General features: G+C 58.8%; 20 protein-coding genes. 12 read left to right on the top strand and 8 right to left on the bottom strand.

What is annotated here, in order from left to right; genetic code table 11:
• The first annotated feature begins 1 nt into the window (after position 1).
• Both K9B37_RS06310 and K9B37_RS06305 read left to right on the top strand, forming a co-directional pair.
• The gene (locus K9B37_RS06310; protein ID WP_224312196.1) at positions 2–907 is read left to right on the top strand and encodes an amino acid ABC transporter permease; all 906 of its coding nucleotides are present in this window, start codon (positions 2–4) and stop codon (positions 905–907) included.
• On the top strand, positions 904–1,710 hold the full coding sequence (locus K9B37_RS06305) for an amino acid ABC transporter ATP-binding protein (RefSeq protein WP_224312194.1): 807 nt from the start codon (positions 904–906) through the stop codon (positions 1,708–1,710). The genes K9B37_RS06310 and K9B37_RS06305 overlap by 4 nt, the downstream gene beginning before the upstream one ends.
• 220 nt (positions 1,711–1,930) lie before the next feature.
• Here K9B37_RS06305 and K9B37_RS06300 read toward each other — a convergent pair whose 3' ends face one another.
• Positions 1,931–2,404 carry a DUF1801 domain-containing protein gene (locus K9B37_RS06300; protein ID WP_224312505.1) on the bottom strand — a complete coding sequence of 158 codons (474 nt, stop codon included), beginning with the start codon at positions 2,402–2,404 and terminating at the stop codon, positions 1,931–1,933.
• A gap of 451 nt (positions 2,405–2,855) precedes the next feature.
• Here K9B37_RS06300 and K9B37_RS06295 point away from each other — a divergent pair, with 451 nt between their 5' ends.
• Positions 2,856–4,568: a SulP family inorganic anion transporter gene (locus tag K9B37_RS06295; protein ID WP_224312192.1), complete on the top strand. Its 1,713-nt coding sequence runs from the start codon at positions 2,856–2,858 to the stop codon at positions 4,566–4,568.
• A gap of 163 nt (positions 4,569–4,731) precedes the next feature.
• A complete protein-coding gene (locus tag K9B37_RS06290) occupies positions 4,732–5,277 on the top strand; it encodes an inorganic diphosphatase (RefSeq protein WP_224312190.1) in 546 nt (181 codons plus the stop codon).
• 179 nt (positions 5,278–5,456) lie between these two features.
• Here the strand turns inward: K9B37_RS06290 and K9B37_RS06285 are convergent, their stop codons facing one another.
• The 4 genes from K9B37_RS06285 to K9B37_RS06270 all read right to left on the bottom strand — a co-directional run bounded on the left by K9B37_RS06285 (position 5,457) and on the right by K9B37_RS06270 (position 9,035).
• Positions 5,457–6,767 (bottom strand): NRAMP family divalent metal transporter, encoded by a 1,311-nt coding sequence (locus K9B37_RS06285; RefSeq protein WP_224312189.1) that lies wholly within the window; start codon positions 6,765–6,767, stop codon positions 5,457–5,459.
• Between the two features lie 43 nt (positions 6,768–6,810).
• Complete coding sequence (locus tag K9B37_RS06280) at positions 6,811–7,071, bottom strand: hypothetical protein (protein WP_224312188.1); 261 nt, start codon at positions 7,069–7,071, stop codon at positions 6,811–6,813.
• A 261-nt stretch (positions 7,072–7,332) separates the two neighbouring features.
• Positions 7,333–7,500 (bottom strand): con-10 family general stress protein, encoded by a 168-nt coding sequence (locus K9B37_RS06275; RefSeq protein ID WP_255616466.1) that lies wholly within the window; start codon positions 7,498–7,500, stop codon positions 7,333–7,335.
• Positions 7,501–8,291: 791 nt separating this feature from the next.
• A complete protein-coding gene (locus K9B37_RS06270) occupies positions 8,292–9,035 on the bottom strand; it encodes a GntR family transcriptional regulator (RefSeq protein WP_224312184.1) in 744 nt (247 codons plus the stop codon).
• 379 nt (positions 9,036–9,414) lie between these two features.
• On the opposite strand from K9B37_RS06270, the gene K9B37_RS06265 reads away from it, so the two are divergent.
• The 4 genes from K9B37_RS06265 to K9B37_RS06250 all read left to right on the top strand — a co-directional run bounded on the left by K9B37_RS06265 (position 9,415) and on the right by K9B37_RS06250 (position 14,656).
• Positions 9,415–10,506 (top strand): ABC transporter substrate-binding protein, encoded by a 1,092-nt coding sequence (locus K9B37_RS06265; RefSeq protein WP_224312182.1) that lies wholly within the window; start codon positions 9,415–9,417, stop codon positions 10,504–10,506.
• 25 nt (positions 10,507–10,531) lie between these two features.
• Complete coding sequence (locus K9B37_RS06260) at positions 10,532–12,217, top strand: ABC transporter permease (protein ID WP_224312179.1); 1,686 nt, start codon at positions 10,532–10,534, stop codon at positions 12,215–12,217.
• Complete coding sequence (locus K9B37_RS06255) at positions 12,210–13,283, top strand: ABC transporter ATP-binding protein (protein WP_224312177.1); 1,074 nt, start codon at positions 12,210–12,212, stop codon at positions 13,281–13,283. The genes K9B37_RS06260 and K9B37_RS06255 overlap by 8 nt, the downstream gene beginning before the upstream one ends.
• A gap of 224 nt (positions 13,284–13,507) precedes the next feature.
• Positions 13,508–14,656, top strand: a complete 1,149-nt coding sequence (locus K9B37_RS06250) for a mandelate racemase/muconate lactonizing enzyme family protein (RefSeq protein WP_224312175.1) — start codon at positions 13,508–13,510, stop codon at positions 14,654–14,656.
• A gap of 161 nt (positions 14,657–14,817) precedes the next feature.
• Here the strand turns inward: K9B37_RS06250 and K9B37_RS06245 are convergent, their stop codons facing one another.
• Entirely contained in the window at positions 14,818–15,702 is an 885-nt protein-coding gene (locus K9B37_RS06245; RefSeq protein WP_224312173.1) for a LysR family transcriptional regulator, read from the bottom strand.
• Positions 15,703–15,797: 95 nt separating this feature from the next.
• Here K9B37_RS06245 and K9B37_RS06240 point away from each other — a divergent pair, with 95 nt between their 5' ends.
• Genes K9B37_RS06240 through K9B37_RS06230 form a run of 3 tightly spaced genes read left to right on the top strand, consistent with a single transcriptional unit; the run spans position 15,798 to position 18,228 of the window.
• On the top strand, positions 15,798–16,583 hold the full coding sequence (locus K9B37_RS06240) for an SDR family oxidoreductase (RefSeq protein ID WP_224312171.1): 786 nt from the start codon (positions 15,798–15,800) through the stop codon (positions 16,581–16,583).
• A gap of 11 nt (positions 16,584–16,594) precedes the next feature.
• The gene (locus tag K9B37_RS06235; protein ID WP_224312169.1) at positions 16,595–17,305 is read left to right on the top strand and encodes a ribonuclease activity regulator RraA; all 711 of its coding nucleotides are present in this window, start codon (positions 16,595–16,597) and stop codon (positions 17,303–17,305) included.
• Positions 17,302–18,228: a dihydrodipicolinate synthase family protein gene (locus K9B37_RS06230; RefSeq protein WP_224312167.1), complete on the top strand. Its 927-nt coding sequence runs from the start codon at positions 17,302–17,304 to the stop codon at positions 18,226–18,228. Before K9B37_RS06235 ends, K9B37_RS06230 begins: the two co-directional genes overlap by 4 nt.
• A 128-nt stretch (positions 18,229–18,356) precedes the next feature.
• Here K9B37_RS06230 and K9B37_RS06225 read toward each other — a convergent pair whose 3' ends face one another.
• Complete coding sequence (locus K9B37_RS06225; RefSeq protein WP_224312165.1) at positions 18,357–19,610, bottom strand: class I SAM-dependent RNA methyltransferase; 1,254 nt, start codon at positions 19,608–19,610, stop codon at positions 18,357–18,359.
• Complete coding sequence (locus K9B37_RS06220) at positions 19,603–20,331, bottom strand: TlyA family RNA methyltransferase (RefSeq protein ID WP_224312163.1); 729 nt, start codon at positions 20,329–20,331, stop codon at positions 19,603–19,605. Before K9B37_RS06220 ends, K9B37_RS06225 begins: the two co-directional genes overlap by 8 nt.
• Positions 20,332–20,431: 100 nt before the next feature.
• Here K9B37_RS06220 and K9B37_RS06215 point away from each other — a divergent pair, with 100 nt between their 5' ends.
• Entirely contained in the window at positions 20,432–21,145 is a 714-nt protein-coding gene (locus K9B37_RS06215; RefSeq protein WP_224312161.1) for a superoxide dismutase, read from the top strand.
• Positions 21,146–21,278: the final 133 nt, after the last annotated feature.

Raw genomic sequence — 21,278 nt, 5'->3', positions numbered from 1 at the left:
CATGACCGAGCGCACCATCAGTCCTTCCCTGGACATGCGCGACGTTGCCACCGCTCACACTCCAATCGCATGGGAGCGCTGGCTTCTCTGGGCTTTCGTGCTGTTCGTCGCAGCGGATTTCGCCTGGCTTGTCGCGTGGAACAAGAACTTCGGCTGGCCCATTGTGGCGCAGTGGTTCACGGCGGATTCCATTCTTAAGGGACTGTCGGTGACGCTCGGTCTCACTGTCGTGGCGATGATCATCGGTATCGCCGTCGGCCTCGTTCTCGCAATCGCCCGTATGTCGGACGACAGATTGTTCAGCTCTTTGGCGTCGCTGTTCATCTGGTTCTTTCGCGGCACGCCTTTGCTGGTTCAGCTGATTTTCTGGTACAATCTGTCGACGCTTTTTCCGGAAATCTCCATCGCAATTCCCTTCGGGCCTACGCTGGTCAGCTGGAACACCAACGATCTCATCACGCCGATGACGGCCGCCATCGCTGGCCTGTCGCTCAACGAGGCCGCATACATGGCGGAGATCATCCGAGGTGGCCTGCTCTCCGTCGACAAGGGACAGGTCGAAGCAACGGATGCCTTCGGTATGACCCGTGCGCGGGCGCTGCGGCGTATCATTATCCCGCAGGCCATGCGGTCCATCATTCCGCCAACCGGTAATCAGCTCATCAGCATGATCAAGGCGACGTCTCTCGTCAGCGTCATTGCCATGGCCGATCTGCTCTATTCCGTTCAGGCAGTTTACAATCGGACTTTCGAAGTCATTCCCATGCTGATGGTCGCGGTGATCTGGTATCTGATCATCACATCGATCCTCAATGTGGGGCAGGGCTTCATCGAGCGCTACTACGCTCGCGGTGAGCGTGGGACATCGAATGCCCGTGCCGCAATCCGTTTGGAGGAGCCAGCATGAATTTCGCCGCAAAAGTGGTTGCCCCGGTGACGGCTCAACCTCTCGTTCGCGCCCGCAACGTCCACAAGTCTTTCGGCGATAACGAGGTGCTCAAGGGCATCGATCTCGACGTCATGCCAGGAGAGGTCGTGGTGGTTCTTGGTCCCTCTGGATCGGGAAAGTCTACGTTCTTGCGCTGCATCAATCATCTCGAAGCCATCGACCGCGGCTATATCGAGGTCGATAACGAGCAGGTCGGCTACCAGCTTCGACGTGGGCGTCTTCACAAGCTTTCCGATCGGGCCATCGCCGTACAGCGGCGGAAGATCGGCATGGTGTTCCAGCAGTTCAATCTCTACCCGCACATGACGGCGCTGGAGAACATCATCGAAGCCCCGGTCGGAGTGCATGGACAGAATCGAAAGCAAGCCGTGGCCTATGCCATGGAGCTCCTGACGAGAATCGGCCTGGCGGACAAGGCGAACGCTTATCCGCGCCAGCTATCCGGCGGTCAGCAGCAAAGAGTCGCGATTGCGCGGGCTCTGGCGATACGCCCGAAGCTCATGCTTTTCGATGAGCCGACATCCGCGCTTGACCCCGAACTCGTCGGCGAAGTGCTGGCAACGATGCGTGACCTTGCCCAACAGGGCCTCACCATGATCGTGGTGACCCATGAAATTGGTTTCGCACGAGAGGCGGCCGATCGGGTCGTCTTCATGGATGGTGGCGTGGTGGTCGAGGAGGGTAAGCCGGAGGCCGTGCTGGCGAATCCGACCCATCCTCGCACGCGCCTTTTTCTCAGCCGCTTCATCGAGAAACACTGAGGTCCAGGGACGGGCAAAGACGAAGCGCCCCTCCGAGACGTCTCGCGCCGCCCATTCCAAAGTCGATAGAGCAGGGCCCGGCGAGCCGGGCCGCGTTCCTGCAGCTTGGTAGGGAAATTCAGCTCTGCTCACCGGCGCCAGAATGCGCATCGTTCATTATGCGGTATCCGCGCGCGCTGCACCGGCGCACTGGCAGTTGGCGCCGGTCTCGTCGCACTCGTCACGAGTTCTTGGAAGCCGTCCGGGAGCGGGTGGTGCGGGGGGCAGCTTGCGCGGCTGTATTCAAGGCCACGGCGGCGCGGATAAGCGCCATCAGGGCTTTTTCATCAATCTTGTCGCCTTCATGGAAATCGATGGCGCGTCTGGTATTGCCTTCAAGGCTGGAGTTGAAGAGGCGTGACGGGTCCTCCAGCGAAGCACCCTTCGCGAAGGTCATTTTCACGACGCTCTTGTACGTCTCGCCGGTGCAGATGATACCAGCATGTGACCATACCGGCACACCTCGCCATTTCCACTCTTCGACCACTTCGGGATCTGCCTGCTTGATGAGGGTTCTGAGCCGAGCGAGCATTTCGCCTCGCCAATCGCGTAGCTCCTTGATTCTCGCATCGATCAGTTGAGAGGGAGTAGGCTCTCCTTCTTCCGCCTTCGAGCTGCTCTTGGTCTGCGTCATGATGCTTGTCACCTTCTTCATGGTCATATCGTGTCACATGATGGCGTTGGACGCAGCCCGCGAGTAGCGTTTTATGTGTTTATTGATCCATTCTTTAGAAAAGCTCCTCGAGGACATCGAGCCGGGCTTGCGAGATACTGGCCATTCGACTCATCCAGTCGATCAGGGCGGGCATGCCGAGCTGCGCGCTGTCGCGAGTCTGACGACTTTCGTCATATGTGGCTGCGAAGTGCCCGAAGGCCGAACACATGCTTTGAGATATTGAGCCTTCCCATCCTGCTGCAATGGAAGCATCGCCTCTCGACATTGCTGTCAATTTTGAAGCTTATCCTGTAACATTAGCCTGCGCAGGAGACAGGAGCGCCATCGGTCGGTGGCTCCTTTGCCGATCCGCAGGGGTCATGCGTCTTCGCGTGGACGTTGCAGGTTGCTGGTCTCCCACGATGGCCAAGGTCTTGGAACGGGAAGAGATATGACGCTACAGGTTCGGCCTGCTATGGCCCAGCGTATTGTCCCGATCCTGGAATGGCTTCCTGCTTATCGGCGCGAGTCGTTAGTGCCGGATATCCTAGGAGGGCTCGCACTCTGGGCGGTCATGGTGCCGGAGGCCATGGCGTATGCCGGTATCGTCGGCGTGCCGCCCATTATGGGCCTCTACACCATCGTCCCGCCGTTGATTGCATACGCATTTTTTGGCTCGTCCCGGCTCCTGGTGGTCGGCCCGGATACAGCGACCGGCCTGATCTCGGCGCTGACAGTCGGAGCCGTCGTGGCGCAGGGAACGATGGAGTTCGATACCCTCACGTCCACCCTTGCAATCTTGATTGGCGTCTTGTTCCTGCTCTTCGGAGCACTTCGCATGGGGTGGGTGGCGACCTTTATTCCAACACCCGTGATGCGCGGATTTATCGAAGGCCTGGTCTGTGTCACGATCGTCGGGCAAGTGCCGCATTTGTTGGGCATCGATGGTACGTCGGGTAATTTTCTCACTAAATTGTGGTTCGTGCTGCAGCACCTAAGAGATGCTTCACTTGCTCCGGTTTTGACCGGACTGCTCAGCCTTGCCGCGATGCTGCTGCTTCGTCGCATCGCACCTCGGGTTCCTGCGGCGCTGGTCGTCGCAGTTGCTGCGACGATCCTGATCGATGTGCTTGCTAGCAAAGCCGCGGGCATTGATGTTGTCGGCGACCTCCCATCGGGTCTGCCCCACTTCGTAAAGCCTGTCCTCGATCCCGAACTCCTGCAAGCGCTGCTGCCTGGAGCACTCGCCATCGTGCTTGTGGGCTATGCCGAAGCACTGGGAGGGGCAAAGGCGGTGGCGATGCAAACGGGCGATGATGTCGATCCGAACCAGGAATTGGTCGCGCATGGACCCGCCAACATCCTGAGCGGTCTCTTCGGCGGCTTCCTTGTCGTCGGAAGCTTGTCGAAGACCTCACTTGCTATGGCGTCCGGCGCTCATACCCAGATCGCAAACCTCGTGGCGGCGATCTTCTGCTTTCTTACCCTCGTGTTCCTGACGCCATTGTTTCGAGAAATGCCCCATCCAGCGCTCGCCGCCATTGTGATAGCGGCGATGCTGCACCTCTCTCGTCCGGACTATCTGCGCTCGCTATTCCTTCGAAATCGTTGGGAGTTCCTCATCGCCGCGATCGTCATCATCGGAGAGCTGACGCTCGGAGTTCTCCAAGGCATTGCCCTTGGGGTGGTCCTGTCTTTGCTGTTCCTCATTTATCGGACCAGCCATCCGGACTCTGCAGCGCTGGGCCAACTGCCGGGCACTGAGGCCTATCGGGACGTTCAGCGTCATCCGGAGGCGATCACATTCCCCGGGTTGCTGATCTGGCGCGCCGGTGGCGATCTGTATTACGCGAGTATCGGTCATTTTATCGAGGGGTTGAACGCTGCCCTGGCGACGAGCCGCGTATCAGTCAATTGTGTTCTCGTGGATGCAGGCTCTGTGAATCTTCTCGATACCAGCGCTTGCGACACGCTCCTGGCCTTCATCACGAAACTGCAACACCAGGGTATCACGTTTGCCTTTGCGCGTGTCCGGGATCAGGTCCGAGACAGCATGCGGCTCGGCGGCGTGGAAGCCGTTGTCGGGCCTGCCAACTATTATGAACGCGTGACTGATGGCGTCCGTGCATGGCAACACCGGGGCAAGCCGGACGCTGCGGTCTGAGAAGGCCTAAGGGTTGCCTATCCGTTCGGAAGTTCACCGCAATGGTTCCTAAGCTGGAAATCCGGATCCGACACATGGCGGAGACTACTCCTGCCCTCCGAGGTTCGCTCGCTACGGACGGTACAAGGGCAGGAACATTCCCTGGCATACGACGTTACTTTCCATGCCCAAGCTTAAGCCCCTGACACGACTTCCAACCTTCGATCCGGATACGGGGGACCTCGTCGTATTTGTCGAAACCCCAAGGCACAGCCGGAGCAAATATGCCTACAATGCGAACGTGGGGGCCTTCGACCTCAAGTTCGTTCTTCCGGAAGGTATGACGTTTCCGCTCGACTTCGGGTTCATTCCATCCACCTTGGGACAGGACGGCGATCCGCTTGATATCCTTCTTCTGCTCGACGAACCCGTGGCGGTGGGTACACGAACGAAAACGCGTTTGGTTGGCGCCATCCGGGCTTATGAGCGGGAAGGAAGCGGCCGATGGGAGCGCAATGACCGATTGATTGCTGTTGCAGTCCATGCTCATGCCCATGAGCATATTCGAGCGATCGCAGATATGAACCCGCAAGTGCTTGCCGACGTCGAGGTCTTCTTCGAGAGCTATAACCGGCTTCACGGCAAAGAATTTCGGGTCAAAGATCATGTCAATGCCAAAAAGGCTGGAAAGTTGCTCAAGAAGGGGCTGGCTGCGTACCAGCGCCGGTGAGTTGCACAGCGACGCTCATGCTTCAGACTCAGTCATTCGCCCTAGCCTGACAACATTCGCTCGGGTTAGGGAAGCGGACCAGATGGAAGCCAATCAAGACGCCGGTCATTGACCATGAAGGATATTCCCAATGCGGAACAGCGCAGGCGCATGTGAGCGAGCAACTTGCCTGCATGGGGTCAAAGTGACGTGAAAAGCATCGCGACGGCGGCAAGTGCCATCGCGGCCGTCGCTACCCACCCCAGCCCCTTCAGCCAGCCACCTACAGCGAATGCGCCCATGACATCGGCTCGGGCCGACAGCAGCATCATGATCGCCATCACCGGAACGGCCACGATGCCGTTGATCACCGCGCTCCAGTAAAGTGCCTTGATCGGATTGATCGGTGTGAAGTCCAGTGTCATTCCCAGCAGCGTTGCGACGACGACTGTTGCATAGAAAGCCTTGGCTTCCATCGGCTGGCGCGCAAGCCCCACCGGCCATTTGCGCGCTTCGCCGATGGCATAGGCAGCCGAGCCGGCAAGGACGGGAACGGCCATGATGCCCGTCCCGATGATGCCGAGCGCAAAAATTGTCTCCGCCAGCGAGCCGGCGATCGGCCGGAGCGCTTCAGCCGCCTGGGCCGAAGTCGCGATGTCCGTAACTCCGTGGGTATGAAGCGTAGCGGCTGTGGTGTTCATGATCGCCAGCCCGATTACGTTCGAGAGCGCCATCCCAATAACGGTATCAAGCTCTATCCGTGCCAGCGCGGCAGGACCTTGGTCGGGAGCCTTGACGAGCGCCTCGCGGCGCGGAAACTCGCGCACATCCTCAGCCTCCTGGCTCGACTGCCAGAAGAAGAGGTATGGGCTAATTGTGGTGCCGAACACCGCGACGATGACCATCAGAGAATCCCTGTCCAAAGCGAACGAGGGGATGACGAGTCGAGTGAGGGCCTCGCTCCAGGATACCTCTACGAGAAAAAGCGTAACGACATAGGCGAGAAGGACCAGGGCCAGCCATTTCAGAACCGCGACATAGCGCGTGTATTGGAGAAATATCTGTAAGGCGATCGAGATTCCTGCAAATGCCAAGATGTACGGCGTAATCGGACCACCCAGTACCAACCGGGAAGCGTCCGCCATGGCGCCAAGATCGGCCCCGATGTTGATGATGTTTGCCAGGAGGAGGAGCAACACGATGCTCTGCAGCAGCCAGTTCGGGTAATACCGGCGAAGGTTACCGGCGAGTCCTTGGCCGGTTGTCCGCCCGACGCGCCCGCTGATGATCTGAACAGCGCACATCAGTGGGTATGTGAACATCAGCGTCCAGTTCATGCCATAGCCGAACTGGGCTCCAGCCTGGCTGTATGTCGCGATACCGCTTGGATCGTCGTCGGAGGCGCCGGTGATCAGACCCGGTCCGAGGACCATGAGAAGGCGAGGCTTGCTGGGGCCGACGACAGGGCTTGGTGCGATTTGCTCCGGATCTTGCGTAGTTTCCTGTGACATGGAACGCTCAACGCTCACGCTTTCAATGGTAACGTCGGATCATCTAACTGGTTGCATCTGACGCACTATTGATGGTTTGCGGTTTGCGAGATGTCGCGTTGCCTCCGCCGGATTCCTGCTTGTGCTCGAGCTGATACGAGAGCCAGCGCATGCCCATACCGATGACGGACGTGAGCATGCCGAAGATCAAGCACAGCATGAGCACCAGCTGCTCGGAAGCGCTCTTCCAGGAGACTATGCCCAGCAGAGCGACGCTTAGGCAGGAAATCAAGTAGCCGATTGATTTGATGTGCGAACTTTCCATGGTGGGCCTTTGGCGATTGGCAAGCTTGGTGCCTTCCTAGCCGTATAACGGTCAGGCTGGCGATTCTGTTCAAAGGTGCATATGGTCGTTCGCTGGACATCAATTCTGATCGGGAACGGTCAGGCAGGATCAGACAGCCGCGCTCGACCAGAACGGAAACGCTCCGGAAAGATGAGAAAGCTTCTTCGCGAGAGGCGAGAAAATGAGAAGAGCCGCATCATGCGGCTCTTCCCCTATAAGGCTTAGAACAGTGGCCTATCGTTACTTTTGACCGCCCTTGCGACCGGCCTCGCTGGCCAGATCCCGATCTTTCGAGAAAGACCGTTCCTCGGCAGGCACGCTCTCGCCGCCCTTCTTGGCGATCTCGCGCTGTTTGTTTTCATCCATGGAAGCGAATCCACGGTTTGAAGTGCCTTTCTTCTCCGTCATGATGTGAACTCCGTTTTTAGTTGCGCCGATAGTTGAAGAACCAGCTCCGTTACATTTTGTTCAAGCCTGTCTTTAAATTACTTGAATGGCCAAGAATATGATTCGCCAAGCGGTGCTTTTACGATTGGAATATTATGAATTGCTGAGCATAGGATCCCACATTTCTCCTATATATCTGACAAAGATCTTTTGGATTTTTCCAAATATGCCTGTGAAATGCGACAAGATGAGCCACATAGGAGAGCATTAAACCATCTGTCGCCACGCCTGAGTGTCTTGTCCGAACTCGATGCATGTTGATGCGCCGTTTCATCGCGGTGTGGATGACGAACCTGCCCGACATGAAAGCGTTCAACGGACGGCTGTGGGGCCAAACGAAGAGGTCTAGAATGGCTAATCAACAACGCGGTGGATCATCGGAACAGCACGGGGAGGCCGGCCGTCAAAGCCATAAGAATCAGGAGAAGCAGGGTTCGTCGAGCCGTGGCGGGACGTCGGAACAGCATTCCGAAGCTGGGCGTCAAAGCCACAAGAATGATAAGTAGTTAAGTTTGAAGGGCCTGCCCACATTGGCGGGCCCTTTCAACATCGGGCAACTCTCATCGAGAAATTCAATGCTGTTCTAATTGAGACCGGAACAAGATCTCTATCCCGAGATGCCTTGACTTGAATAAATGGAGAGTGCTTGCTTAGCGGAGCGGGGGCTACATCGATTTTATGCGGCTCTCGCAAGAGAAGGCCTTATTCGCCCGAAGCGTGGCGATCCGAATGCTTTTATGGGGCGATGCCTTTTAAATGACGATGCGCAGCTTCGACGTAGCAGACAGCGCGTCGTCCGATGAATTGCCGATTGCATCAAGCATTCGGAGGATGCGTGATCTCCCCGCGATGCAGTGATCGCGAAAGATTTCCGATGCGTGGCCCGGATTTCCGGATTGCAAAGCCTTGAGCATCTGCAAGTGCTCGTTGGCGACCGCCGAAATGTTGAAGGCACGCGAGACGAGCTTGCGCCGCCACACCTGGATCTCACGCTCCATGCTCTCATGAATGATCAGGAGGCGGCGATTGCCGGTAAACTCCATCGCGAGCGAGTGAAAGCGGCCGTTACGGGCTAGAAACTCGCCAACCTCGTCACGATCCGCTGCAGCTTGTGCTTCTTCCAGCAAGCTCTCGAGCTGTGCGAGCTGTTGGTTGGTAATGGTCTGTGCAAGCATTCTTCCGGCATGAGCCTGCAGCACAGCCTTCATATCGTAGATGTCGAGAATGTCCTGAATGTCATGGATGCGAACGAACGCACCCCTGTTCGGGATCAGCTCGATGATGCCAGCTTCTTCGAGACGACGGCAGGCTTCTCGCACGGGGCCTCGGCTAATTCCGAGGCGCTCGGCGATTGCGTTCTCGTTCACATGACTGCCGGCCTCTAAGTCGCCGCTCACGATCATCTTCTCGATCTCTCGAAAAGCTGTTTCTGCAAGTGACGTTCCGGTCTTGCCGTCTGAGCGCATGCTATCCATCGACATCGTTGCTGAGGCCACTTCACCGTCCTCCTACAATGGCGCCAATGTGCGGCCAAGGGGCAAGATTGTCAACAATCTTTGTGTCGAGTATGTTCATGGTTATATTGAGCTTAGTATATAATAGTTGGTGTATATTATCAGATAAATATTGCGAATTGCACTATTATTGCATAGAAATACCTTGGGAGTCATAAAGTATTTTCATGATGACAAATTGGCTCAGAAATTCGCCAAGCGCTATAAGCAAAATGTGTTGACAATCTTGAAACGCTACCGTTGTCTGTCGGCACGGTTCGGGATGCTCCAGTGAACCGTCATCAAACAACGACCGCGCAGATAGGCAGCGAGCCGATCGTTTCGCCTGCGGCCGGGGCAACAGATAATCGGAGGAACGTCAATGATAAGATCCCTTGAGCGCCTTGCAGGCTGCGCAGCCATTATTCTGGCGGCGACCGCGACGATCTCTTCCCCGAAGGCATCCGAGTACCCGGCTGACTACGCACAACTCGTCGCCGCTGCCGAAAAAGAAGGCAAGGTTTCAATTTATGCACCCACCGACCCCGCACAATCGAAGGCGTTGATGGACGCGTTCAACGCGAAACATCCCAAGATCAAGGTCGAGTGGAACGATATCACAGCGCAGGCGCTTTTCAGTCGGATCATCAGCGAGGCAGCGGCCGGACAGGTCGGCGGCGATATCGCCTGGAATGTGCCGGACATGCAGCTGAAGCTCGTGTCGATGGGGCACGCCGTGCCGTACGAATCTCCAGAAGCAGCAACGGTGCCGGAGTGGGGCAAGTACAAGGGCATTGCATATGCGACCACCATCGAGCCTGCCGTCATCATGTACAACAAGACGCTGACGTCAGAAGACAAGATCCCGAAGACGCACGATCAACTCCTCGACACGCTGAAGAACAACGCGGAGGCATGGCGCGGCAAGGTCGCAACATTCGATCCTGAAAAGTCTGGAACCGGCTTTCTTTGGTCCCGCAATAATGAGCGGCTTTGGCCTGACTTCTGGACATTTGTTAAGGAGTTCGGAAAGGTCGGCGGCCAGGTCTATTCAAGTTCCAGCCAGTTCAAGGAAAAGGTGCTGTCTGGTGAACTCTTGATGGCTTTCGATATGAATGGCGCCTATGCCCGCGAATGGGCCAAGGCTGCTCCGAACCTTGGCGTGATCGCGTTCAATGACTACACGCAAGCTTATTCCCGCGTCGCGTTCATCATCAAGGATGGCAAAAACCCGAACGCCGCGCGCGTATTCCTGGACTTCATGTTGTCGCAGGAGGGACAGAGGGCCGTTAGTAATGCAGGATTGCCCTCCGTGAGACGCGATGTCGACAATGGCAATGACATTGACGACATCAATGCACTGTCGAACGGCAAGCTCAAGCCGATCGCTCTCGGACAAGATCTCATCGACGACTTCGATCCGAAAACCCGGACGACATTCCTGGCGCGCTGGAAGCGTGAACTCGGCAAGTGATACCGAGCCGTCGGAGCGAAAGTAAATGGCGCGCGCTACTGAAGCGATTATATTTCGTGGAACGGTCGTAGCGGCTCTTGCTGCGGCTGTCCTCGCCCCGGTCGGACTGATCATCTATCAGTCCTTCCTGTCCGGGCCGTTTTTCGATCCCACGGCTACCGTGGGATGGGATGCCTTCGGATTCATCTTCACCGATCCCGACTTCTACAGCGCCTTCGGCGTCACGGTAATCTTCGCAATCGGTGTCGTGGCGATAGCGGTGCCGCTTGGCGCTGCCCTTGCGTTTCTTCTGACGCGCACGGACCTCATCGGTCGGAAGATTCTGGAGCCTTTGGCACTTGTACCGATGTTTCTGTCCGCCATCGTTCTGGGCTTCGGTTACACGGTTTCGCTAGGACCATCGGGACTCGTTTCTCTCGGTGCCGAGCGCATTTTCGGCTTTGTGCCCTGGAATATCTATGGTCTCGGCGGCCTGATCCTCTTTGGCGGACTGACCCATGTGCCGCATGTCTATCTCTATGCGTCGGCGGCGATGCGTAACATCGCCAGCGACATGGAGGAGGCCGCACGCACAACGGGTGCCGGTATCTGGCAGGTTGCTTGGCACGTCACTTGGCCACTCACTTTTCCGGCTCTGATCTTCGCGTCGATGCTCAATGTCCTTCTGGCCTTCGAGAGCTTCGGTTTGCCTCTCATCTTGGGCGATCCGGCCGGAACCGTCGTTCTCACGACCTATATCTACAAGCTGACGGCTTTGTTGGGCGTTCCGTCATATCAGCTTATGGCCGCAGTCGCCGTCGTCTTGTTGGCGTTGACCTTTCCGCTCGTCTTCATCCAGCGTCGTTTGCTCGCCCAGTCACGGCGCTATGTAACTGTCGGCGGCAAGGGAGCGCGTGCAACGCGTATTCACCTCGGCCCGACCATGCAGTGCGTAGCATTGGCGGGTGTCGCGCTCTGGCTTCTGCTCGCGGTCGTCTTCCCGATCGGGGGTATCGTCGTGCGGGCGTTCGTCAGCGCCTGGGGGCGAGGGATCAATATCTTCGAGCATCTGACACTCGATAATTTCCGGCAGCTCCTCATCGTGCCCGCACTGGCTCGCAGCTTGACCAACACCGTCATTCTTGCGGTGGTCGGTGGAGCGATTGCCGTCGGTGCCTACCTCCTGGTTGCGCTCGCGGGACATCGCTGGCGGGGAAGATTTTCGAGTGCGATCGACTATCTCGTTCTTCTCCCGAAAGCCTTGCCCGGCCTCGTCGTCGGCTTGAGCTTCTTCTGGGTTTTCCTCTTTGTGCCGGCTCTACAGCCGCTGCGTCCCACACTGATCAGTCTCCTCATCGCATATACGATCGTGGGACTGTCTTACGGGTTCCGTATGATTCAGGCGAACTTGCTTCAAGTTTCGCCTGATCTCGAAGAGGCGGCGCGAACGGCCGGCGCAACGACGGGGCAAACCTGGCGATCGGTCGTAGTGCCGATCATCCGGCCGGGTCTCATCGGAGCCTGGACGATGATGATCATCGTCTTTCTCCGCGAGTACGCGACCGGTGTCTATCTGATGACGAACGGGACCGAGGTTCTCGGATCCATGATCGTTTCAATGATCGCAGGCGGCTCCGTAGATATGATCGCCGCCCTTTCCTTCATAAGCATTGTGTTCACGCTCGGCGGCTTCGTCCTTGCCCTGCGTCTGGGAGTCCGGGTCAATGAGTGATCTGATCGTTCGCAACGTGCATAAGCGGCTCGGCGCGCTCGCCGTCCTCAAAGGTGCATCGTTCTCCGGTAGTAAAGGGCAGATAGTCGCCTTGCTCGGCGCATCCGGAAGCGGCAAGACCACGCTCTTGCGCTGTATTGCCGGGTTGGAAACGCCCGAAAAGGGCAAGATCGAAATCGGAGGCACGAAGGTTCTCGACGCCGATAGCTCCCTCATCCTGCCTCCGGAGCGGCGCGACATCGGTCTCGTCTTCCAGTCCTATGCGTTGTGGCCACACCGGACCGTGAAGGAAAATGTCGCTTTCGGTCTGCAGCTGCGCGGCGTGCCTTCCTCCGAGGCGAATGCGCGTGTTGTCGCAATGCTCGAGAAGCTCGGACTTGCTCACCTTGCCGATCGCTATCCGTTCCAGCTGTCTGGCGGGCAACAGCAGCGCGTCGCGATTTGCCGTGCACTCGTCTACAATCCGAAAGTCCTGCTTCTCGACGAGCCTCTGTCCAATCTCGATGCGAAGCTGCGCGAGGAGGCGCGCTTCTGGATTCGCAAACTGATCCTGGATCTCGAGATTTGCGCGGTCATGGTCACCCACGACCAGGGCGAGGCTCTCGCTATGGCCGACAAGATCCTTCTTCTCAAGGACGGGCACATCATTCAGGAAGGTTCTCCCAAGGCCATGTATTCTGCGCCAGAGACTTTCTATGCGGCGGAATTCTTGGGCACGAATAACATCATTACGGGGCATGCGGCTTGGGTCGATGGCGATGCCGTGCGGATCTGCGGCAACGGCTGGGAGCTCGATGGCGTATCGCGCGGAGACACTCTGAAGGGAGACGCTGATGCCGTGAAGGCCGTCATCCGAGTTGAGGCGCTTGCGGTTTCGGAGAGGCCCACGATCGGACTCAAGATGAGCCTCGAGGCTTCCATGTATCTGGGCGATCGGTGGGAACACCGTTTGCGCATGGGAGATCTTGTCGTCCGCGCTTACGGGCCTGACGAGCTTAGCAGCCCAGAGGTCTGGTGCACGTTTCCGCAAGAACGCTTGTGGGTGTTTCCCGCCGAGAGTCCATGAGGCGCCCGCGGCGCGCGGACTGCTTCGAGAGGCGAGGCGATCCGTGCGACGAGGTGATTACCGGAAGCTTCGACGACAACGCCGATGGCGTCGGTTGATGGAAGGCTTCGGTGGTTCGCTCTCGTCTATGGCTGCGGCCTTTCACCTGTCGAGGCTCGGCTCCTTTTGACCTGCTTCGCAAACGATTCAGAACTTCACGCGAACTGACATACGAGAGTACCTCCATGCTAAATCAGACATACATGTTCGAGAACGCGGTCGCGCCCAGCAATCAGAAGATCGCGAAGATGAGCATTACACGTCTCGCCAATATCCCGATCACGCCGCCGCCCTATCGCGATCGACCCAACAAGGAAGGGGCGATGTTGCTGCGAGTCGAGACAAATGACGGCGTGGTGGGCTGGGCGACCAGTGGATACACTCATCCGGTCATCGTCGACCTGATCGACAAGTACATTACGCCCCGCATCCTCGGAGAGGATCCCTTTCGCACGGAGAGAATTCCGCTCCTCTTTGACCGCCATACCTATGAACGTCCGCTGGGCCGCGCTTTCGTTTCCGCAATGGCTCTCGTGGATATCGCACTGTGGGATATCAAGGGCAAAACCCTCGGCAAGCCCGTCCATGTTCTCCTTGGCGGAGCACGTGACCGCGTCCCTGTCTATGTGACGCATGGTGCAGCCTATGATGGCGCGCAAACTTACAGTGCCGAGGAACTCGCGGCTGAAGCGGCCTATCTCGTGAAGCTCGGTAATACTCACGTCAAGAACACGGTGGGACGGCAAGCCATTCCCGATCCGAAAGACGACTACCGCCGCATGAAAGCGATGCGTGAGGCCATCGGGCCGGATGTGAAGCTGTCGATGGACGGCAACCTGCGGATGTCGATCTCCGAAGCTGTCCGGCTGTGCAAGTTGTGTGAGGAACTCGATATCGCATTCATCGAAGAGCCGATTTATTACAATGACCCTGCCACTCTGGCGCATCTGCGTTCGCAGACGACAATCTCCGTCGCGGCGGCGGAGAACGAGAAGTTCACGGCGCTTCAACTCCTGCAGGCAGGTGCCGTCGATTTTATCCAACCCAACATCAACAACGATGGAGGTCTCTCGGCCTCGTTACGGATTGCTGCAATTGCGCGTGCGTTCAACATCCCACTCGGCCATGGCAACGGCAACGGTCCCCACAACATCGCTCTGCATGCCGGCATCGGTAACGGCGGCCTCGTAGAATATCACTATCACAAGTGGATGGCCTACAACGCGCTGTTCGAGGAGGTGCCGCAGCCCGAGGACGGGTGGCTGAGGGTCAGTCTGAAGCCGGGATTTGGCCTTGAGCCCAAAGATGGCGTCATTAAGGAATACAGCGTCTGATGCGCGGGCCGAAAATCAGAAGAGTCTCCACCAATTCTGCGAGCTCCTGAAAGCTGTTCTCCGACGGGTGCTTGGTGCCCGTCGTCTCTACTTGCCTAATCGATGGCTGTATCGAACGGAGGAGATATGAGCCTCCTGTCGCAAAATACGCTTGGCAAGAGTCAGCCAGCGATGGGGTCCATTGACACTTGTGACGCCACGGTCTGCAGTGCCTGGATGAGTCGTATTCGTGAGGAAGCACGCGACCAGACCAGGCCAATATGTCGCTCCGGCGCGTTCGCTGGGAGAGCAATCTTTGCAACTGACAGCCCCGCCGGCCAGGGGGGAGCCCAGTCGGGAAGCAGAGATACGCCGAGCCCCTTGCTGACCATCACGGCAATGGCCTCCAGAGCGTCGAGCTCCAGCCGTTCGTGCGGCCGGATGCCGACGCGCCTGAGATAGGAATCCGCGAGGCGTCCACCCCAATGATTTCGATCGTAGCGGATAAAGGGTTCGCTGCGCAGAAGGCTGTGCGGATCGCGATCGGCGATGCGCTCCGGGGCCAGCACGATCAGTGGTTCGGATCTGAGCACATGCCAGTCGAGCGTCTTGGGAAAGGCGAATTGCGGTTTGACTACGATAGCAGCGTCGATATCGCCCTCCGTCACCTGGCGATACAATTCGACCGATGTACCGGGCACCACATAGAGGTCCAGCATGGGGGCCGCAGCGAGAAGGCGGGCCAGGATCGTAGGCAGCAGTCCGGTCAGTGCCGTCGAAATGGCGCCAAGGCGGATCTCTCCAGCGATCGATCCTCGACCGGCCAAGGCTTGCAGATCACGAACGTCACGCAGGATGTTTCGCCCGCGCGCAAGAATGGCGCTTCCTGCTTCAGTGGGGCGGACTGTCCGGCCCGCCCGTGACAGAAGCAGCGTCCCAACTTCATCCTCGAGCGCGCGTATGCGCTGCGCGACGGCTGCCGGCGTAATGCCCAGCCGACGCGCCGCCTCGGCCATCGATCCGGACTCTGCAACAGTGAGAAAGCTTTCCAGAAAGCGTGTATCCATCGATAGAAAAAGTATATTCTGAAGATAGCAGAGTCCAGATTTTCTTCGTGGTTTGTGTGCTGCACCTTTCCTGCAAATGATGTGGGAGAAGCATCTTGGATCTCGGGCTGAGAAACAGGGTCGCGCTGGTGTTTGGCGCAGGCGGCGGATTGGGAGGGGCAATCGCTCGCACATTGGCAGGCGAGGGTGCCAAGGTCGTCGTTGCCGATCTGGATCGCGATGCCGCGACAGCGACGGCCGACGCGATCAGAAGTGCTGGAGGACAGGCGAAGGAACTGGTCTGGAGCCTCGCAGATCTCTCGGTGATTGATGACAACGTCGAAAATATTGAGCGCGAGCTCGGCTCCATCGATGTGCTGGTGAACAATACAGGTGGTCCGCCGCCGACTCCCGTTGCCGGTCAGGACCCAAGCCAGTGGCTGGCACAGTTTCAGTCCATGGTCCTCTCCGTGATTGCGATCACGGATCGGGTTCTTCCCGGCATGCGTCAGCGGAAGTGGGGCCGGATCATCACCTCCACATCATCCGGTGTGGTTGCTCCCATTCCCAATCTTGGCATCTCCAACACGCTGCGGCTTTCATTGGTCGGCTGGTCGAAGACGCTGGCCCGCGAGGTGGGACGCGACGGCGTCACATCCAACATCGTCCTTCCGGGACGGATTGCGACGCAGCGCATCACGTTTCTTGATGAGCAAAAGGCCAAACGCGAGAACCGCCCCATTGCCGATGTCGCGATGGAGAGCACCGCATCGATCCCGGTCGGACGCTACGGAGATCCGCAAGAGTATGGCGATGTCGTGGCCTTTCTGGCGAGCGAGCGCGCATCCTATGTCACCGGTTCCGTCATTCGCGTCGACGGCGGACTTATCCAAAGCATCTAGGAGATTTCACTTTGGCTCTCGATCAGAATGCAATTGAAACGCTGCGGCAGGTCTCGACCGCGACGTTGACGACGATCCTTCTCAAGAAAGGACTGCGGAATGTCTGGATGCGTGGCACGAAGCCGTTGAGGCCCGGCCAACCGCGGATCGTCGGCCCTGCCTTCACGTTGCGCTTCGTCCCGGCCCGTGAGGACCTCGCAACTCCGGCGAGCTGGGCTTCGCCGATTTCCACGCGAGCGGCCATAGAGGCGATGCCGGAGGGGGCCGTTGCCGTCGTTGATGCGATGGGCGTGACCGATGCGGGCATTTTCGGCGACATTCTCTGTGCCCGCATGGCCAAGCGCGGCGTTGCCGCCCTGATCACGGATGGAGCGGTTCGCGACGTTGCTGGCGTGCTCTCGACCGGGCTGCCGGTCTGGTGCGACGGCGTCGCGGCTCCCCCCTCGGTGGCGGGCCTCACTTTCGTCGGATGGCAGGAGCCAATTGCCTGCGGCGGCGTCGCCGTCTTTCCGGAAGACGTGGTCGTCGTCGATGACGATGGCGCAGTGCTCATTCCGGCGGCGCTCCTGGCCGAGGTCCTTGCGGAGGCTCCGGAGCAGGAACGCATGGAGGCCTGGATCATGGAGGAGGTCGGGCGTGACATGCCGCTGCCCGGGCTGTATCCGATGAACGCGGAAACCAAGGCCCGCTATGAAGCCGCCAAGAAGGGGCAAGTCCAATGAAGCTCGATCATACCGCCGCAGGCGTCTATGCCATCGCTGCCACGCCATTCCACCCCGATGGCCGGCTCGATACCGCATCCGTGGATCGGCTCACCGACTTCTACGTCGAGTGTGGTGTTACGGGCCTGACCATCCTTGGCATCATGGGAGAGGCACCGAAGCTGGAGCCGGAAGAGTCGCTCGCCATCACACGACAGGTCGTCAAGCGCGCCGGCGTTCCCATTATCGTCGGCGTATCGGCTCCGGGCTTTGCCGCCATGAGATCTCTCGCACGCAGCGCCATGGATCTTGGCGCGGCAGGCGTGATGATTGCGCCTCCACCATCCTTGCGGACGGATGATCAGATCGTCGGATACTATGCCCAGGCCGTGGAGGCTATCGGCGACGACATTCCGTTCGTGATCCAGGATTATCCGCTGACGCTCACGGTCGTGATGACTCCGGGCGTCATTCGACGCATCGTGATGGACCATCCCTCCTGCGTGATGCTGAAGCATGAGGATTGGCCCGGCCTGGAGAAGATCTCGCGCCTGCGCGCCTTCCAGGCGGCGGGCGAGATGAAGCCGATCTCCATTCTTTGCGGCAACGGTGGTCTCTTCCTCGACTTCGAAATGGAGCGCGGCGCCGATGGTGCGATGACCGGGTATGCCTTCCCGGATATGCTGGTCGATGTCGTCAAATTACAAAAGGCAGGACGGCGCGATGACGCGCACGATCTTTTCGATGCGCATCTCCCCTTGGTCCGTTATGAACAGCAGCAGGGAATAGGCCTCGCGGTTCGCAAGTATGTCCTTCAGAAGCGTGGCGCGATCGCACATGACGCTCAGCGCAGGCCTGCCAGCGGGTTGACGCCGGCTGCCAAGGCCGAGATCGATTATCTTCTCGGCCGCGTCGCGCGGTATGACGCTCGCGCAAAGATCTGAAGCAAGAGATTCTGAAACGACTGGGACGCACAGTCCCAGTCCTTACCACCTGCCCAAAACGCATCGCCTTCAACTCGGCAATCTTAAGCTCATAACCCTGAGTCGATGGTGTGCTTCCATCCTCCACTTCATCGTGCAGAAGGTTTCTTTCCGCTCTTACGCAGGACGCCGACGACCTCGAGGTGAGAGGAGTACTTGAACTGGTCGACGGGCACGATCCGCTCCAGTTGGTACCCGCTACTGATAAGGATCGCTGCGTCGCGCGCGAAGGTCGCTGCGTCGCAGGAGATGCTGACCACCAGCGGGACCTTCGACGCTGCGATCTGCCGGGCCTGTGCTTCGGCGCCGGCGCGTGGAGGGTCGATCACAACAGCATCGAATGCGTTGAGTTCAGGCGTCAGGAGAGGGCGGCGGAAGAGGTCGCGCGCTTCCACCGTGACACGGCGAAGACCCTGCGTCATCCGCGCCGCCTTATCGAGAGATGCGACTGAGCCTTTATCGGTTTCGACCGCATGGACCTCCGAACGTTCTGCCAGCCTTAGGGCAAAGGGGCCGCAGCCCGAGAACAGATCTGCAACCCGTTTCGCACGTGCACAGGCTTCCACGACAAGGGCCGCCATGGCCTGCTCGCCCCGTTCTGTCGCCTGAAGGAATGATCCGGGAGGTGGAATCACGCTGGCGCGGCCCATCATGATGGCTGGGGGACGGCGTTCGACGACGATATCGCCATGAAGCGAAAGCCTCGCAAGATCCAGGTCGGCAGCAAGATCGACGAGGCGCAGGCGATCCTTGTCCTTCATCGGCCCATGCCCGCGTATGTCCACATCGAGCCCGGAGAGCGTCGCGGTAACCTGGATGTCGAGAGGCTTGCGCCCGGCCTTCAGATGCTCGCCGATCGCACGCGCCACGATGGGGGCATGATGCTTCAGAGCGGGAACGGCAATCGGGCAATGATCGATCGTCACCACATGGTGGCTTCGGGCAGCCATATAGCCGACTTGCATGACGCCCTCTGGAAAGCGGACATGCAGCGTCACGCGGCGACGTCCCTCGCCGTGAGCGTCGATCATGGCCTCGATAGGAGTATCGATTCGTGCATGCTGCAGCGTCTTGACGAGAGTGTCTCTCTTCCAGGCTCGATAGAAATCCTCGCGCATATGCTGCGTGGCACAGCCACCGCATTCGCCGAAATACGGACAGAACGGCATTTCGCGCTCGGGCGATTCTTGCGCAACGCGCAGGAGACGTCCGCGCGAATCTTCGCGCTCGATTTCCACCGTCTCGCCAGGCAGCGTGTAGGGCACGAACACATGCCCCCCATCCGTCTCGGCGATGCCGTCGGCCTTTGCGCCGAGGCGCTCGATGATGACCTGTTCAGCCACGGCGTGCTCCCAGCAAGAACTCCCGGTTGCCGTCGCCACCCTCGATCGGAGACGGTACGATGCCGAGCACGGCAAAACCGAGACTTGTCACAAACGCTCTCATATCCTCACAGACGGCACGGTGGATAGCTCCATCGCGAACGATGCCTTTTTTCACATGATCGCGGCCGGCCTCGAACTGCGGCTTCACCAGAACGGCAAGCGCAGCCTGCGGCTTGAGCAAGGCGATGGCGGCAGGAAGAACGAGCTTCAAGGAAATGAAGCTGACGTCCGATACAAGCAGATCGGCTTTTTCGGGAACAAGGTTGGAGGTCAGCGCGCGGGCGTCGGTGCCTTCCAGATTGGTGACCCGTTGATCCTGTACGATGGTGTGGTGCAACTGCCCGTGGCCGACATCGACCGCATAGACATGCGCCGCGCCACGGCGGAGCAGCACGTCCGTGAAGCCACCGGTGGAGGCCCCGACATCGAGACATATGCAGCCCTTCGGGTCGATCGCGAAGATATCGAGGGCCGCTGCGAGCTTCACGCCGCCGCGAGAGACGTAGGGGTGCGGTTGCTCGGCCGTAATGACGGCCTCGAGCGCCACCATCTCGGAGGCTTTTCGCAACGATTGACCGTCGATCGTGACGAGGCCGGCCGCAATCGCTTCCTGCGCTCGTGCGCGGCTTGGAAAGAAACCTCTTTCGACGAGTACCACATCGGCGCGCTTGCGGGTCATCCGATCCTCATATTCCATCACTATTCAATCATGCGGCGGAACATGTTCCGCCCTGATGCGTCCCTCATCCATAGCGCCCATCGGAGGAAGGGAGAACCTCATGATCAGCCGCCGACATCTTTTGGCCGGAGCAACCCTGCTGGGCACCAGCGCTGCCATTCCCCGGGCCTGGGCACAATCTCCCTCCGGGCCGTTCAAGCTCGATCCGCTGCCCTATGCGCCCTCGAAGAACGAGCCGCATATCGATACGCAGACCATGGAGCTTCATCATGACAAGCACCATGCCGCCTACGTCAACAACCTCAACGCGGCCCTGAGCCAGAACGCCGAGGCGGCAAAGATGCCGCTCCATGAGATGCTGTCGCGGCTGAACGAGATACCGGAAACGATCCGCACGGCCATCCGCAACAATGGCGGCGGACATGCCAATCACACCATGTTCTGGCAGATCATGGGCGGTTCGGGCGGCGAGCCCGCCGGTGATCTGAAGAGTGCCATCGACAGGGATCTCGGTGGCTTCCCAAAATTCCAGTCGGACTTCAACAGCGCCGGAGAGAAGCAGTTCGGCTCCGGCTGGGTCTTCGTGACGGTTGCCCGGGACGGCAAGCTCGCTCTCGTGACGAAGCCCAACCAGGATACGCCCCTGATGGAAGGCCAGCGGGTCCTGATGGGCAACGACGTCTGGGAGCACGCCTATTACCTGAAATACCAGAACCGACGGGCCGATTACCTGAAGGCGTGGTGGAACGTGCTCGACTGGAATAACATCGGCGAGCGCTACGCGGCTGCGAAGGCGGGCACTTTGACGATCTGACGGCGTCAGGCCCGCGCTTTGCGGGCCTCCTCCTGTCCCAAAGCCTCGAACACCTTGGTGACGATGCCGGACGCATCAAGCCCGGCCTGGGCATACATGCGTTCGGGCTTGTCGTGGTCGATATAGGTGTCAG

Source organism: Microvirga puerhi, assembly GCF_020089865.1.
GTDB lineage: Bacteria > Pseudomonadota > Alphaproteobacteria > Rhizobiales > Beijerinckiaceae > Microvirga > Microvirga puerhi.
Note: the sequence above shows the minus strand (reverse complement) of the source record. Positions and strands in the feature narration are given on the sequence as shown.